This window comes from Peribacillus sp. NPDC060253 (assembly GCF_042727425.1).
Lineage (GTDB): Bacteria > Bacillota > Bacilli > Bacillales > DSM-1321 > Peribacillus.
The window spans coordinates 31,874-45,037 of record NZ_JBHXAS010000018.1 but is presented as its reverse complement, the minus strand read 5'-3'; the positions used below and the strand labels follow the sequence as shown (position 1 = coordinate 45,037).

General features: G+C 40.5%; 16 protein-coding genes. 8 read left to right on the top strand and 8 right to left on the bottom strand.

Annotation, left to right across the window (positions count from 1 at the left end; genetic code table 11):
• Positions 1-123: 123 nt before the first annotated feature.
• Positions 124-294 (top strand): hypothetical protein, encoded by a 171-nt coding sequence (locus tag ACFWE9_RS07255; protein WP_377356227.1) that lies wholly within the window; start codon positions 124-126, stop codon positions 292-294.
• 338 nt (positions 295-632) lie between these two features.
• On the opposite strand, the gene ACFWE9_RS07250 is transcribed toward ACFWE9_RS07255, so the two are convergent.
• From ACFWE9_RS07250 to ACFWE9_RS07235, 4 genes are all read right to left on the bottom strand, one after another.
• Entirely contained in the window at positions 633-2,453 is a 1,821-nt protein-coding gene (locus tag ACFWE9_RS07250; RefSeq protein WP_377356225.1) for a hypothetical protein, read from the bottom strand.
• Between the two features lie 369 nt (positions 2,454-2,822).
• Complete coding sequence (locus ACFWE9_RS07245; RefSeq protein WP_230160862.1) at positions 2,823-3,050, bottom strand: group-specific protein; 228 nt, start codon at positions 3,048-3,050, stop codon at positions 2,823-2,825.
• A 49-nt stretch (positions 3,051-3,099) separates the two neighbouring features.
• Complete coding sequence (locus tag ACFWE9_RS07240) at positions 3,100-4,377, bottom strand: ammonium transporter (protein WP_230160860.1); 1,278 nt, start codon at positions 4,375-4,377, stop codon at positions 3,100-3,102.
• Positions 4,374-4,787, bottom strand: a complete 414-nt coding sequence (locus tag ACFWE9_RS07235) for a hypothetical protein (protein WP_230160858.1) — start codon at positions 4,785-4,787, stop codon at positions 4,374-4,376. Before ACFWE9_RS07235 ends, ACFWE9_RS07240 begins: the two co-directional genes overlap by 4 nt.
• A gap of 283 nt (positions 4,788-5,070) precedes the next feature.
• Between ACFWE9_RS07235 and ACFWE9_RS07230 the strand changes: the two genes are divergently transcribed.
• From ACFWE9_RS07230 to ACFWE9_RS07200, 7 genes are all read left to right on the top strand, one after another.
• Positions 5,071-5,274 (top strand): DUF1657 domain-containing protein, encoded by a 204-nt coding sequence (locus ACFWE9_RS07230; RefSeq protein WP_230160856.1) that lies wholly within the window; start codon positions 5,071-5,073, stop codon positions 5,272-5,274.
• A 77-nt stretch (positions 5,275-5,351) separates the two neighbouring features.
• Entirely contained in the window at positions 5,352-5,822 is a 471-nt protein-coding gene (locus ACFWE9_RS07225; protein ID WP_377356222.1) for a YhcN/YlaJ family sporulation lipoprotein, read from the top strand.
• Between the two features lie 23 nt (positions 5,823-5,845).
• A complete protein-coding gene (spoVAC, locus tag ACFWE9_RS07220; protein WP_377356220.1) occupies positions 5,846-6,325 on the top strand; it encodes a stage V sporulation protein AC in 480 nt (159 codons plus the stop codon).
• Entirely contained in the window at positions 6,325-7,344 is a 1,020-nt protein-coding gene (gene spoVAD / locus ACFWE9_RS07215; RefSeq protein ID WP_230160850.1) for a stage V sporulation protein AD, read from the top strand. The genes spoVAC and spoVAD overlap by 1 nt, the downstream gene beginning before the upstream one ends.
• Positions 7,341-7,691 carry a stage V sporulation protein AE gene (gene spoVAE, locus ACFWE9_RS07210; protein WP_230160849.1) on the top strand — a complete coding sequence of 117 codons (351 nt, stop codon included), beginning with the start codon at positions 7,341-7,343 and terminating at the stop codon, positions 7,689-7,691. Before spoVAD ends, spoVAE begins: the two co-directional genes overlap by 4 nt.
• A gap of 12 nt (positions 7,692-7,703) precedes the next feature.
• A complete protein-coding gene (locus tag ACFWE9_RS07205) occupies positions 7,704-7,910 on the top strand; it encodes a DUF1657 domain-containing protein (protein WP_230160847.1) in 207 nt (68 codons plus the stop codon).
• 32 nt (positions 7,911-7,942) lie between these two features.
• On the top strand, positions 7,943-8,803 hold the full coding sequence (locus tag ACFWE9_RS07200; protein ID WP_377356217.1) for a DUF421 domain-containing protein: 861 nt from the start codon (positions 7,943-7,945) through the stop codon (positions 8,801-8,803).
• An 11-nt stretch (positions 8,804-8,814) separates the two neighbouring features.
• Here the strand turns inward: ACFWE9_RS07200 and ACFWE9_RS07195 are convergent, their stop codons facing one another.
• The 4 genes from ACFWE9_RS07195 to ACFWE9_RS07180 form a co-directional block, all read right to left on the bottom strand.
• Positions 8,815-9,363, bottom strand: a complete 549-nt coding sequence (locus ACFWE9_RS07195; RefSeq protein ID WP_377356215.1) for a YitT family protein — start codon at positions 9,361-9,363, stop codon at positions 8,815-8,817.
• A gap of 218 nt (positions 9,364-9,581) precedes the next feature.
• The gene (gene rlmD / locus ACFWE9_RS07190; protein ID WP_230160842.1) at positions 9,582-10,952 is read right to left on the bottom strand and encodes a 23S rRNA (uracil(1939)-C(5))-methyltransferase RlmD; all 1,371 of its coding nucleotides are present in this window, start codon (positions 10,950-10,952) and stop codon (positions 9,582-9,584) included.
• A gap of 476 nt (positions 10,953-11,428) precedes the next feature.
• Complete coding sequence (locus ACFWE9_RS07185) at positions 11,429-12,004, bottom strand: GNAT family N-acetyltransferase (RefSeq protein ID WP_230160840.1); 576 nt, start codon at positions 12,002-12,004, stop codon at positions 11,429-11,431.
• A gap of 64 nt (positions 12,005-12,068) precedes the next feature.
• Entirely contained in the window at positions 12,069-12,983 is a 915-nt protein-coding gene (locus tag ACFWE9_RS07180; RefSeq protein WP_230160838.1) for a diacylglycerol kinase, read from the bottom strand.
• Positions 12,984-13,164 lie beyond the last annotated feature (181 nt).

The window sequence follows — 13,164 nt, the reverse complement described above, 5'->3', positions numbered from 1 at the left end:
TTAGTTTCGGCTATTTACTCGTGAGTTTCGTGCATTTACTCGTGAGTTTCGGCCGTTTACTCGTGAGTTTTGTGCATTTACTCGTGAGTTTGTGTCTGCCTCATTAGTTTCGGCTGTTTACTCGTGAGTTTCGTGCATTTACTCGTGAATTTCGTCCGTTTACTCGTGAATTTCGGCCGTTTACTCGTGAGTTTTGTGCATTTACTCGTGAGTTTTGGCCGTTTACTCGTGAGTTTCGTGCATTTACTCGTGAGTTTCGGCTATTTACTCGTGAATTTGTGCCTTCCTCATTAGTTTCGGCTATTTACTCGTGAGTTTTGTGCATTTACTCGTGAGTTTCGGCTGTTTACTCGTGAGTTTCGGCTGTTTACTCGTGAATTTGTGCTTTCCTCATGGAGCAAATACTTGATAATCAGTACTGTACAAGAAAATTAATCAAACGATTGATTAATTTCGAGCATTGGATTCCGCTTTGTGCAGCTTTCCATATCATGTAGGGCTAGCTCAGCTGTTGGCCGTTCCTGGTAACCTTTGCAACATCATGACAGATGCGCCCAATAAAATTAGAATCGGAGTCAGCTACATCCCTGCGGCGTTTAACTAACGTGTTTCTTATAAAAAACACACCCAAGCTAGAACTTCCCTTTAGAATCTTCATCTTCTATTTCATAATAGCCGTCATAACTAGCTTCATCATAGCCGTCAAACTGATAAACACCTTTTGGCACAATTCCGTATTTAACGGCTAACTCCATTAAATTCATTCCTATTTCTTCTTGAATTTCATCCATTTCATCTTCGGGAATGTTTACTAAGCTTACGCCTTCACCAGAGTTAATTTTCAAGTCCGCCATTTCCAGCTTATCTTTCAGTTTCGTTTTAGCATCCAACTTGACCGTGACCATACCTGAGTCCACATCTTCTATCCCAAGCTTCAATTCGACTTTCTCGTAGGAATAGTCCTTCTTTAAGTTAAGATCACTCGTTTGTTTCATTGTCCCTTTAAAAGAGGATGGCAAATCAGAGATATGGCCACTGACGAAATTTATATTGAAATTCCTTTTGATTTTCTGCTTATCTCCGTTTTCTCCTTCAATATCACTAATCATCGAAAGTTTGATTTCCTCATGTTCCCCATACTCTTCAAATTCAAGGAAAGCCTTAAGATTCTCAATCCGTGTATCTTTTTTATAAGCCACATCATTCGTAACCAGGAACATAAGCTTTGATTCCTCATCTTTTTCAGGAGCTAGTGCCACGCTGAATTCTTTGAAAGCTTGATTGTTGCCATATGGAACGTTTTTGCTTTTCATTTCCACGTTGACTTGGTTATGGTTACTTCCAAAAGCCGTCGTTACTTTACGGTCGATGACTTGCTCATCTTTATCGATAAGCAATGTGGAAGAAAATCCTTTAGGAAAACTATTATCCTTGATTTCATTTTTTACATGTTTTAAACCATCGACCAATTGCCGTTTTATTTCTTTAGTATCAGAACTCCTAGCTTCATCTGTCATTGTGCCGGTGTTTGATACTTTTTGTACCCTAGTAACTATCATGCTATGAAGCTTTACATCTTTAATTAAATGGTCCAAAAAATCATTTACAAGCTTTTTAGTTTCGGAAGAAGATAGTTTAAGTGTCAGTTCCCTTACTTTCCTCGTTTCGCCTTCATGTTTATAATCCAGGCCTTTTTTCAGCTTGAAGTTTTTTTCTTTCAACCGGTCCAACATAAATGCCCCATATCGTTTTTGGATGTATTCCTGTTCTATCTCCGTTAATTTCAAGTCTTGCCATTCAAGGTCAGATACTTCCAACGTTTCAGGGCCAGCATATGATGGGTTTAACATCCGCAGAAACTCACCATATTCGTTTAAATTTAGATAGAAGAATTTTTCATATAACTTTGGCACCTTCATACCCAGTCGCCCCTTAGTTTGGAACATTTCTACATCCATTGCCTTTTCCTTATCAACATTCAAGGCTAATTTGTAATAACCTTGATTGCTTATTGGATCCTGTTCAGCTTTGGCAGTGAACGATGCTTGGGTCAATAATTCTTGAACCATCTCTATGTCTGGATCATTCGTTAATGAATCCATTTTGACATTTCCGCTTAGCGTCACCTCTGAACTTGAAGGTTCCTTCTTCATTCTCTCTTGAAATTCCATTGTATCGCCAAACTTATCGTCCCATCCTTCTTTGGCATTCTTGTACGTTTTATATTCAGAAAGAAGATACAGCTCTTTCGGGGTTTTATGAAGAATAATAGCTGATGCACTGAAAATCATGATAAAGGCCAATATTGCTGTAATGATTAACGTTTTTTTCTTAAAATGCTTTTTAGAAGACTTTTCCTCTTCAGTTATTTCACCAACTATAGGCGCACCACAGAATGTGCAAAATCGAGAACTCTCGCTAACAGGATGCGCGCATGATTTACATTTTTTCATTTTTTATGTCGCTCTCCCTTTTCTTACTCATTACAATATATAAGCCTACAATTTATGTTCCATTTATCGGATTATGCAGAAATAATAAGTACTTCAGACCTTCTCTTAGGCGCATTTGAATGTCCTTTTCTCAATTTCTCACCTCAAATCGATTCTCTGATATTTTTGATTACTAATATAGAGTAAGCTTTCCCTTCACCCACTGTATAAGTATGTAAAAACTTCATGAGATAGTATCATTAACACTCCTTAAATAAAGGGAACACCCTTCTTCCCTTTAGCATCGTTTGAATGTCGGCTATTCCAAGAATGGTCCGAGGCAAAACAAAAAAGAACGGGAGCCATACTTGCGCTCCCATTCTTTCAAATTCACAACATTATTTGATTCAACTTTTCATTTCTAGATTCTTGTTCTTCCTTGGAGGACAAGTCATACTTCTTTAACAGATGAAAAAGTTCATTCAACATTTCCTGTGAATGCTCATTTTCTAAAAAAAGATTAATTGATTGACCCAATTCCGTTGGTAAAAATGCCTTTTGACTCTCAAACTTCAGCCTGACATCTTGCTGTGAATGATTAAGATTGCATGTACCCATTTATACTCCACCTCTTACTTAACTTTGCCATTAGTATATATATATGTCCTTATCTTTTCAATTCTTCATCCTGCTTATAATAGTCTTCTACTTTAATGAACTCCGGCGATGTATGTGTGGCCATGATGCCGTGATAACTGATGTCCAATCCAAGTTCTTCTTCTTCATCAGTCGATCTTATAGGCACCCAAATGTTCATAACTTTAAACACGATCCATGTCAATGAAAAGCCCCAAATGCACAGCACTATTAATCCTAACAATTGAACCCCAAGCAAATGCCATCCCCCGCCTGTAAACAAACCGTCTTCCGAGGAGAAAAGCCCTACCGCTATCGTACCCCACATGCCGGATACCGCATGAACAGGAAAGGCACCCACCGGATCATCGATCTTCCTTGATTCCAACCAATTTGTCGCAGCCAACATGAGCATTCCAGATACTGCTCCAATCAGGATTGCCACCAGATCACTGACGAATGCACAACCTGCCGTAATCCCGACAAGGCCTGCAAGTGAGCCATTGATGACGGAAGGGGCATCCGAGCGTCCATACCTAAACAGTGTATAAAGCATTGTCGCAGCTCCCCCTGATGCCGCTGAGAGCATCGTGACAATGGCAATATGGCCAATCCGTCCGTCTGTAGCCTGCAAAGTGCTTCCTGCATTAAACCCAAACCAGCCAAACCATAGGAGGAATGCCCCAACAGATGCCAACGGGAGATTACTTGGTAACGAAATGGAACTAGTGCCTCGTGAAGTGAATTTACCTGCTCTCGGCCCAATGACAATGGCAGCTGCGAGTGCCGAAAATCCGCCTAGCGCATGAATGACCGCAGAGCCTGCGAAGTCCTGCATGCCCAGCTCACTTAACCAGCCTCCCCCCCATACCCAGTGACCGGCAATCGGATAGATGAATGCCGTCATCATTACGACAAAAATAAGATAGGCACGAAAATTAATCCGTTCCGCAACGGCTCCGGAAACAATGGAAATGACAGCAATGACGAATGCCCCTTGAAATAACCAAAATGCATCTATGGAAATCGTAAGGTCGATGTGCGACAGGTTACCTTTCAGCAGAAAGCCGCTTGCTCCGATAGTGCCAAATATATCCGTTCCATACATTAAGCCAAAACCAACGACAAAATAACAAAGCGTCCCAATCGTGATATCAGCAAAAACCTTCATGATGATGTTCACATTATTCTTTGTACGAACGAACCCTGCCTCCAATAAGGCAAACCCGCCCTCCATCAATAGGATCATGGCTGCTGTCAGGACAACCCAAATTGTATCCAAGCCAGCGTTTAACGTTTCGATTGTCATCTTGGTAGTCCATCCTCTCTCTGCCAGGCCATTATCTCTTTAATGATGTCTGATGGTAAATTCATTTTTCGTTTTTCCGGTTCTGCTTCAAGTAAAATGATCACCTCATTTAATAAAGCGACCTTACGTTTAATCTTCTCGATTTTTTTATATCTATCTTTAACATTCACCAACTGCTCCACGGCCTGGTGATGACTTGGAGCACGCCCTGTAAAAAAACGTTTAAACGGTGATAGAGATTGATACCATGCTTCCTCAGCACTTCGTTTCTGCTCGTACTTATGAATTTTGTTTTTGATCGATTCAATTTCCGACTCTTGTTTGCTTTTAAGGAATAGCAATCCTTTTATCAATTCTAAAGATGAAATTTCAAAAACAACTCTATTATACAAATCATCCACAATCATCATATGTCATATCACCTCACGCGATCACGTTATATTTTCTCTAATTATATGCATAATTCTGAATTCAGTCAATATTTACACATAAACAAAAACGTAACGAATGAATCGTATTTAATGGAAGTCACCAATGCCTTCCTACCTGTTTTTTCTTCATTAATCAAACGTTTGATTAATGGAGAGATAGATCAAATTTACAACTTCAATTATCCAGATAAAATTTGGAAGGTATATATAATCATTTTTTCCTTATTCTAAAAAGGCAGTTACAAACAAGGAGGTACCCTTCATGACAGTAATCAATGATGTCAAAACAACTTTAGCGGGACTCAAAAGTGCTCAAGCAAGCTTTGAAACCTTTGCACTTTCCACAGATAATGAGCAAGCCAAACAACTTTATCAACAAGCTGCCCAACAAACACAAACGATTGTAGACAGCATCACCCCTCGCATTAATGAGATACAAAGTGAGGAACCCCAATATAAACAATGATTATTCATATAAAAAAGGTTGGTTGAGGACAACCAACCTTTTTTATATCTTTAATTCATCTATAAGGAGACGATATCTTGCCCTATAAGTTAAAATGTTACATTCCCATTTTTTCTCTTATCATCGTTTTGCTTATAACTGGATGTTCGCCAAACTCAAGTCAAATCGACAACAAGGATCAGGACTTGAAAATAAGAAAGGTACATACCAATAATCCCATTGACCAATCAGTGGCCAATCAAGCTAAAGATACGCTATCGAATGCGGACGGAGTCACGAAGGTAAAAGCTGTGAATTCCAATAAGGAATTGCTGGTGGCCCTTAAGGTGGATAACTTCAATCGCCTTCGCTTAAAAAAGATTGAAAAGAAAGCGCAAACCGAATTGGAAAATACGTTTCCCCATTATAAAATACTGGTCTCGACAGATCAAAAGATGTTTATAGAACTTGATCAACTCGAGCAAAAAGTGGAAACGGATCATACCAAGGTTGAATCTTTAGAAAAAGATTTCAAAAGACTCAAAGCCTTGTTGAATGAAAAAACGTAACAAATGGAAGAAGTGATAAGAAGATGTTAAATAACAAAAAGAAAAAGCTGACACCTGTCCAACAGGAATATCAGCAGCTTCAAACCCAATTGGAAACCAAAAGACCTGTACTGCTAAATTGCTTAAAAGCTTTTATGACAGGCGGCATAATTTGCTTATTGGGTCAATGCATTTCAAATTTTTATATCCGTTACTTCGACTTCACGGACCAGACAGCTGGAAATCCAACGGCTGGTACCTTAATATTCATCGCCATGCTCCTCACAGGATTTGGAGTGTATGACCGAATTGCCCAATTTGGAGGGGCAGGTTCTGCTGTGCCGCTGACAGGATTCGGGAACGCGGTTATATCGGCAGCCATTGAACACCGAACAGAAGGTTTCGTTTTAGGAGTCGGTGGCAACATATTTAAATTGGCTGGTTCCGTTATTTTATTCGGCGTATTTTCTGCATTTATCGTAGCACTGGTAAAAACAATACTCATACAATGGGGTGGTTTATAATGCTTACCGGGCATCGCACATGGGTGTTTGACCAAAAGCCTGTCATCATCTCCACAGGAACTGTGGGTGGACCATTTGAAGCAAACGGATTGCTCGCTGATGATTTCGATCTCCTTCATTCCGATTTATGGATAAATCAAGATACCTATGAAAAAGCACATAAAGTTTTATTGGAAGAAGCTTGTACAAAAGCAATCGAAAAGGCTGGCCTTCAGAAAGAACAGATTCAATTTTTCCTTGGGGGCGACCTTATCAATCAAATAACCCCTACAAGTTTTGCCTGCCGAACGCTGGGTACTCCTTATCTTGGCTTATTTGGAGCTTGCTCTACCTCCATGGAAGGACTTGCTCTAGGTGCATACCTTGTCAATACCAAAGGGGCAGATTACTTATTGACAGGTGCATCAAGTCATAACGCAGCCGTTGAAAAGCAATTTCGTTACCCAACTGAATACGGCGGGCAAAAACCTCCAACTGCCCAATGGACCGTTACGGGGGCCGGCGTGGCCTTATTAAGCCATGCAGGGGCTGGCCCAAGGGTCACTTCAGCTACAATAGGCCGTGTAATCGATATGGGATTGACCGACCCTTTCAATATGGGCGGTGCCATGGCCCCGGCCGCTGTTGATACGATTGAAGCCCATTTAAGAGAACGGAACCTCGACCCCTCCTATTATGATTTAATTGTAACTGGGGATTTAGGAAAGATCGGACATGAAGTTTCATTGGAATTATTAAAAAAGCACGGTACTCCAGTTAAGGAAGAGCAGTATAGGGATTGCGGATTAATGATATACCGGGATGGGCAACCTGTCCTATCAGGAGCAAGCGGTGCCGGATGTTCGGCAACCGTCGTTTACGGTCATTTATTAAACCGCATGAAAAAGGGAGAAATCAAACGAATGCTTGTCGTAGCTACCGGTGCCTTGTTATCTCCTCTATCCTTTCAACAAAGTGAAACGATTCCATGTATTGCCCATGCCGTATCGATTGAATATGGCGGCGAGCCCCAACCATGATCTACTTTTGGGCTTTTGTTGTCGGGGGCACAATTTGTGTAATCGGGCAGATCATGTTTGACGTATTCAAACTCACGCCTGCTCATACTTTATGTACCTTTGTTGTTGCGGGAGCACTGTTGGATGGTTTTGGTTTATATGAACCATTCATTGATTTTGCAGGTGCAGGAGCAACGGTACCCATTACGAGTTTCGGAAATTCCCTTGTACACGGAGCGTTGGCAGAAGGGGAAAAGCATGGATTGATCGGTGTTATTTCAGGCATGTTCGAAGTGACCAGTGCCGGGATTTCAGCGGCGATCATTTTTGGAATGATAGGAGCCATTATTTTTAAACCTAAAGGATAAGGAGGATGCAGCATGACGATAGCTTCTGAAGTGAAACAATGTGTCTCTAGCCTTAAAGGAGTTGAAGCAGGTTTATCCAGCTTAGCACTTCGGACCCAAGACGATGAATCGAAACGCATCTTGCATGAAACGATGCTGGAGGTGAATGAAGTGATGAAGGAAGTACAAAAGCGAGTGGGTGAGTTAGAACGGGAAGAACCACAATATAAAGGTTTCTAATAACAAAATGACTATGCAGGAGGTGTGAAGTAATGCCGGGTTGGTTAGAAATTATTTTGCGTTCACTATTCTTTTTAATCGTTCTTTTTGTAATCACGAAAGTGTTAGGTAAAAAACAATTATCTCAGCTCTCCTTTTTTGAATATGTAACGGGGATAACCATTGGTAATGTTGGGGCCGAATTAGCTACGAAGGTCGAAGGAAATGTTATACATGGAGTACTGTCCATCCTCGTCTTTGCCTTAGCACCCTTCATTGCAGGTTCTATATCTTTAAAAAGTAAAACGTTCCGTGACCTTGTGGAAGGAAAAGCATCGGTTTTCATCAAAGATGGCAAAGTCATGGAAGACAATTTAAAAAAAGAGAAATATACCATTGATGAATTGTTGGCATTACTCCGAAAAAAGGATGTCTTCGATATCTCAGAAGTCGAGTTTGCCTTATTGGAAGCGAACGGGGATTTTTCCGTAATGCTAAAAAAGCAAAATCAACCCTTAACAGCTAAGGACATTAACTTGGCAGTTGCTGCAGTCAAGGAACCACAAACTATCATTATGGACGGCAGCATACTTGATGAACCACTTTCCACGATTGGACTGAACCGAAATTGGCTTCATACTGAACTGGATAAGTTGGGTGTAACCCTCGAGAATGTTTTTCTTGCTCAAGCGAATTCAAACGGTGAATTAACTGTGGACCTTTTTGATGATAAACTTAAAGTGCCTTCTCCTCAAGAAAAGCCTTTAATGCTAGCAACCTTGAAAAAATGCCAAGCAGACCTAGAGTTGTTTGCCCTTGGAACTGAATCAAAGGAAGCTAAAGAAATGTATAGTAAAAATAGTGAAAAACTGCAAAAGGCAATAGATGATGTAGCCCATATCTTGAAAAACTGATGACCGTGAATTCAACCCTTCACTTTCATAACCGAAGTGATCAGTCCAATGATGAAGATCGTCACACATGAAAAAAGGAAAATTTCCATACCCAATGTGAAGGCAGCGGCTGAAATGATTAGTGTATCTATAATAATAATGGCTAAAGCAATATCTAATGTCGAAGATTTGGAAATAATTTTGGCTAACATATCCGTTCCCCCGCTGCTTGTCTCATATCGAAGCATGAGCCCTATGCCCATTCCTATGATCGCCCCACCAATCAAGGAACTAGTCAGTATCGAAATGGAGAAGACCTTTTTCAATGGACTTAGCCAATCCATAAAAAGGGATGTCAAAAGTAACCCGTGGATGCTGCTATAGAAAAAAGGACGTTCATAGTACCAGGCATATAAAAATATAGGAACACTAAGAATTAACATGGATAGCCCCGTTTGAAAATCAAAGAAATAATGAAGGATGAGTGCAATTCCAATAACGCCGCCATCTATTAAATGATGAGGAACTAAAAAAGCATTGATTCCAATACCCACCAAAAAACTACCAACAATTACAGCCACCGCTTTTTGAAAATTAATAAAATCACCTTACCTCCCATTCCATTTTCTATAATATATGTCCAAGTTGGAGCATCAAGAATATGCATGCAAAAAAAAATTCGCAATGACCCTTACCACTATTCTTCGGCTAAACCACCCAAAAAAGGGAACACAAAGATTTTGCTCATTTCCTTTTCAACAAAAAAAGAACCCGGTCTAATGACCTGAGTTCTTTCACATTATTTTAACTCTAATAACACTACATTTTCAACATGTGTCGTCATCGGGAACATATCAACAGGTTGAATATCAACGGCCTTATATCCGCCTTCTTCCAAGATATGAAGATCACGCGCCAGAGTGCCTGGGTTGCATGACACATATACGACTTTGTTCGGTTTCATCTCGATGATTGTGTTCAGAAGGGATTCTTCACAACCTTTACGAGGTGGGTCGACGACGATGACATCTGCCGTGTTGCCCTTTTGATACCATTCGGCAATAACGTTACCTGCATCGCCAACGATGAATTCTGCATTTGAGATTTCATTCAATTCAGCATTGCGGCGTGCGTCCTCGATCGCCTCTGACACCACTTCGACACCGATGACTTTTTTCGCTTTTCCAGCTAGGAATAAAGAAATGGTACCAATGCCGCAATAAGCATCTATTACCGTCTCTTCACCCGTAAGCCCTGCATAATCAAGGGCTTTATCATAAAGGACCTTCGTTTGGTCTGGATTGATTTGATAAAAGGATTTTGCAGAAATGGCAAATTTCACATCACCGATCATATCATGGATCACTTCGTCGCCCCATAGGATTGTCATGTTATCACCTAAGATAACATTCGTTTTCTTGGAATTCACATTTTGAACGATGGATTTCACTTGTGGAAGACGTTCAGCGATTTCCTTCACGATAGTTTCGATGAAAGGGATACTATTTGTTCTTGTAACGAGAACAATCATTAATTCGCCTGTTTGCTTGCCATAACGGGCCATGATGTGGCGCAATACACCTTTATGAGATTCCTCATTGTAAGCAGGAATACCAAGTTTACTGAAAATCTCTTTCACAACCTGAACGGCTTCACTGATCACTTCGTTTTGGATAATGCTTTCTTTCGTTTCAACGATTTCATGTGTCCGCGGTTTAAAGAATCCCGCTATTAGCTTGCCATCCTTTTCGCCAACAGGTACTTGAGCTTTATTGCGATAATGAGTTGGATTCTCCATCCCTATGATCGGGTGAACCTTCACATCCTCAAGTTTTCCGATGCGCGTCATCACTTCACGTACTTGCTTTTCCTTGAATTCCAACTGTCCTTCATAACTCATATGCTGCAGCTGACAACCACCGTATTTATGGAAATCTTCAGTGGTGACCTCAACACGGTATGGACTATTTTCTATAATTTCCATTAACCGTCCGAAGCCATAACCTTTATTTGCCTTCATCACTTTTATTTTTGCCTTTTCACCAGGAAGGGCGTTCTGTACAAAGATCGGGTAGCCATCAACTTTAGCCACTCCAGCTCCTTCATGTGTTAAATCTTCGAATAAAACCTCTATAATATCATTCTTAGCAACAGGTGCTGTTTTTTTCATATCATCTTCTCTTTTCTTTTTTATGCTAGCCTGTATTTTACCACAATAGGAGCCTTGCCACAAAACGACTCACCAATTTACCTTTGTTTTCATAAAATATAGTGGAAGGAATTACGGATTTTTCATAGTTCCATGTATAAAAACTCAACAAAATAAGAAAAATAAGGAAAAATAGATGAGGTGAGGAAATGGGTTTATTTAACTCTATATCAGCCTGGAATGCAACAAGGTTAGAAAAACATCGTGTAAGTATGGAGGAAAAAGGCCTCTGTCCGGATTGTTACGGGCGAGGATACAGCTCCTTCGTACCAACGGAATATCATTTTTCCGATATACACGACTGTCCCGGCTGTAATGGTAGTGGAGAATACGCTGATTGGGCTGCCATGAACGGACAGCAGATGTAATTACACGAGCAAAAAAACGTATTAACATGGTATTGTCAAATATCAAAAAAAACAAAAAAGGACCCCCTGTCAAACAGGGGGTTCTTCCATTTCTTTTACCATATAGCCAAATTCAAAACCGCTAATCGTAATCGTTTTTATTTTTTTATAACCTAATCTGTTATAGAGACGATTCGCCCCTTCATTTTCATTTTCAACGACTAAGGAAACCCTTGGATATCCCTTATGTTTAGCGTATCCCTCAACATATTGAATCAGTGCACTGCCAATTCCTTTTCCTTGAAAAGTCGGGTCAACGCTTACTGTATCCAAATAGAAGTCTCTCATTTCCGCTTCCTTATCGAGCGTAACGCTTGGGTCTTTCATTTTCAACCTTAATTGTTTGACGATTGGTTCATCCAAGCTTTCAGCATCCTTGCCATGGTAAGCAATGATTAATCCCGATACTTGTCCATCATGTTCACTGACGAACGTATTTTCATGGCTGATCCGATTTCCACTTTTCCTGAACAACTCGGCAAGAACGGCAAGTACTCTTTCTTCTTCCGTTTCGCCGGTCAATGCCTCTGCAATTTCCTTAATCGCTAACCGGGTCAATACAGCACACTTCTCCGCATCTTCCGGTGTCGCTCTCCTGATATACATGTTTACACATACTCCTTACTGAATTAAGCTGAAAAGGCCACCCGATTTCTGTGACCTTTTTTTCCTATTTATTTGCCGGATCGTCCGGCAGTAATCCTTGTGGAATGAATACATCAAAATGGCGGTACTGATTTACGAATTCAGCTGGGGCCATTCCGCCAAACTCTCCGTCCAAATTAAGCATCATGTCGTTTTTGGCCTGTACTTTAATTCGATTGGCTTTTTCATAAATGACGTTTTTATCATGAATATGTTCACCGCGCATTGCCAATGTTGCGACACGGACAATATCAGCTAGGTTGGCTTTTTTCAAAATGAGCAACGTGAACATACCATCATTCAGAGATGCATCTGGAGCCAATTTCTCAAATCCTCCGACCGAATTCGTGTTAGCCACTAAGAAAAGCATGATCTCTCCTTCAAAAATCTTTCCATCATATTCAATGGAAACTTCCGTCGGTTTAATGGAAGGCAGCATTTCAATTCCTTTAATATAGTACGCTAGCTGCCCTAGCATGGTTTTAAGCTTGATTGGCACGTCGTAGGTCAACTCAGTCAATCGGCCACCGCCAGCGATATTGATGAAATATTTATCGTTCATTTTACCAATGTCTATCGGCATCGTATGCCCACTGGCAATAATTTCGGCTGCCCCTTCGATTGACTTCGGTAAATGCAGTGCCCGCGCGAAATCATTAGTCGTTCCAGTCGGAATGATTCCTAGTTTCGGGCGCTTTTCTGCAGTGGCCAGTCCATTAACAACCTCATAAATCGTTCCGTCGCCCCCTGCAGCAATGACAATATCATAGCCGCGTTCAATCGCAATCTTAGCCGCTTTCGTCGCATCGCCAGCACCTGTCGTCGCATGTGCAGAAGCCTCATAACCAGCTTCTTCAAGTTTGGCTAGCACACCTGGCAGGCTCTTCTTAATGGCTTCCCGTCCCGAAGTCGGGTTGTAAATCAACCTTGCTCTTTTCATTTCCCATCATCCTTATACATATTGATTCCATAATTTACATCTTAATCCTTCATTACATGAAAAGCAATATTCGAAAAAAAGAGACCGTATTTCGGTCCATTTCTTTATATTCATTTTACTAGAAATCTTATCAGGGAAATTATAAAGCTTTTTACAATTTTATTCTAGTAAATGATTTCAA

What these genes read in the sequence shown, in the direction of transcription:
- ACFWE9_RS07240 (WP_230160860.1), bottom strand. Translation starts at nt 4,377, where the DNA reads ATGACAATCGAAACGTTAAACGCTGGCTTGGATACAATTTGGGTTGTC.
- ACFWE9_RS07205 (WP_230160847.1), top strand. Translation starts at nt 7,704, where the DNA reads ATGACGATAGCTTCTGAAGTGAAACAATGTGTCTCTAGCCTTAAAGGA.
- ACFWE9_RS07185 (WP_230160840.1), bottom strand. Translation starts at nt 12,004, where the DNA reads ATGTATATCAGGAGAGCGACACCGGAAGATGCGGAGAAGTGTGCTGTA.
- ACFWE9_RS07200 (WP_377356217.1), top strand. Translation starts at nt 7,943, where the DNA reads ATGCCGGGTTGGTTAGAAATTATTTTGCGTTCACTATTCTTTTTAATC.
- spoVAC (WP_377356220.1), top strand. Translation starts at nt 5,846, where the DNA reads ATGTTAAATAACAAAAAGAAAAAGCTGACACCTGTCCAACAGGAATAT.
- ACFWE9_RS07250 (WP_377356225.1), bottom strand. Translation starts at nt 2,453, where the DNA reads ATGAAAAAATGTAAATCATGCGCGCATCCTGTTAGCGAGAGTTCTCGA.
- ACFWE9_RS07180 (WP_230160838.1), bottom strand. Translation starts at nt 12,983, where the DNA reads ATGAAAAGAGCAAGGTTGATTTACAACCCGACTTCGGGACGGGAAGCC.
- ACFWE9_RS07235 (WP_230160858.1), bottom strand. Translation starts at nt 4,787, where the DNA reads ATGATGATTGTGGATGATTTGTATAATAGAGTTGTTTTTGAAATTTCA.
- rlmD (WP_230160842.1), bottom strand. Translation starts at nt 10,952, where the DNA reads ATGAAAAAAACAGCACCTGTTGCTAAGAATGATATTATAGAGGTTTTA.
- ACFWE9_RS07245 (WP_230160862.1), bottom strand. Translation starts at nt 3,050, where the DNA reads ATGGGTACATGCAATCTTAATCATTCACAGCAAGATGTCAGGCTGAAG.
- spoVAD (WP_230160850.1), top strand. Translation starts at nt 6,325, where the DNA reads ATGCTTACCGGGCATCGCACATGGGTGTTTGACCAAAAGCCTGTCATC.
- ACFWE9_RS07230 (WP_230160856.1), top strand. Translation starts at nt 5,071, where the DNA reads ATGACAGTAATCAATGATGTCAAAACAACTTTAGCGGGACTCAAAAGT.
- spoVAE (WP_230160849.1), top strand. Translation starts at nt 7,341, where the DNA reads ATGATCTACTTTTGGGCTTTTGTTGTCGGGGGCACAATTTGTGTAATC.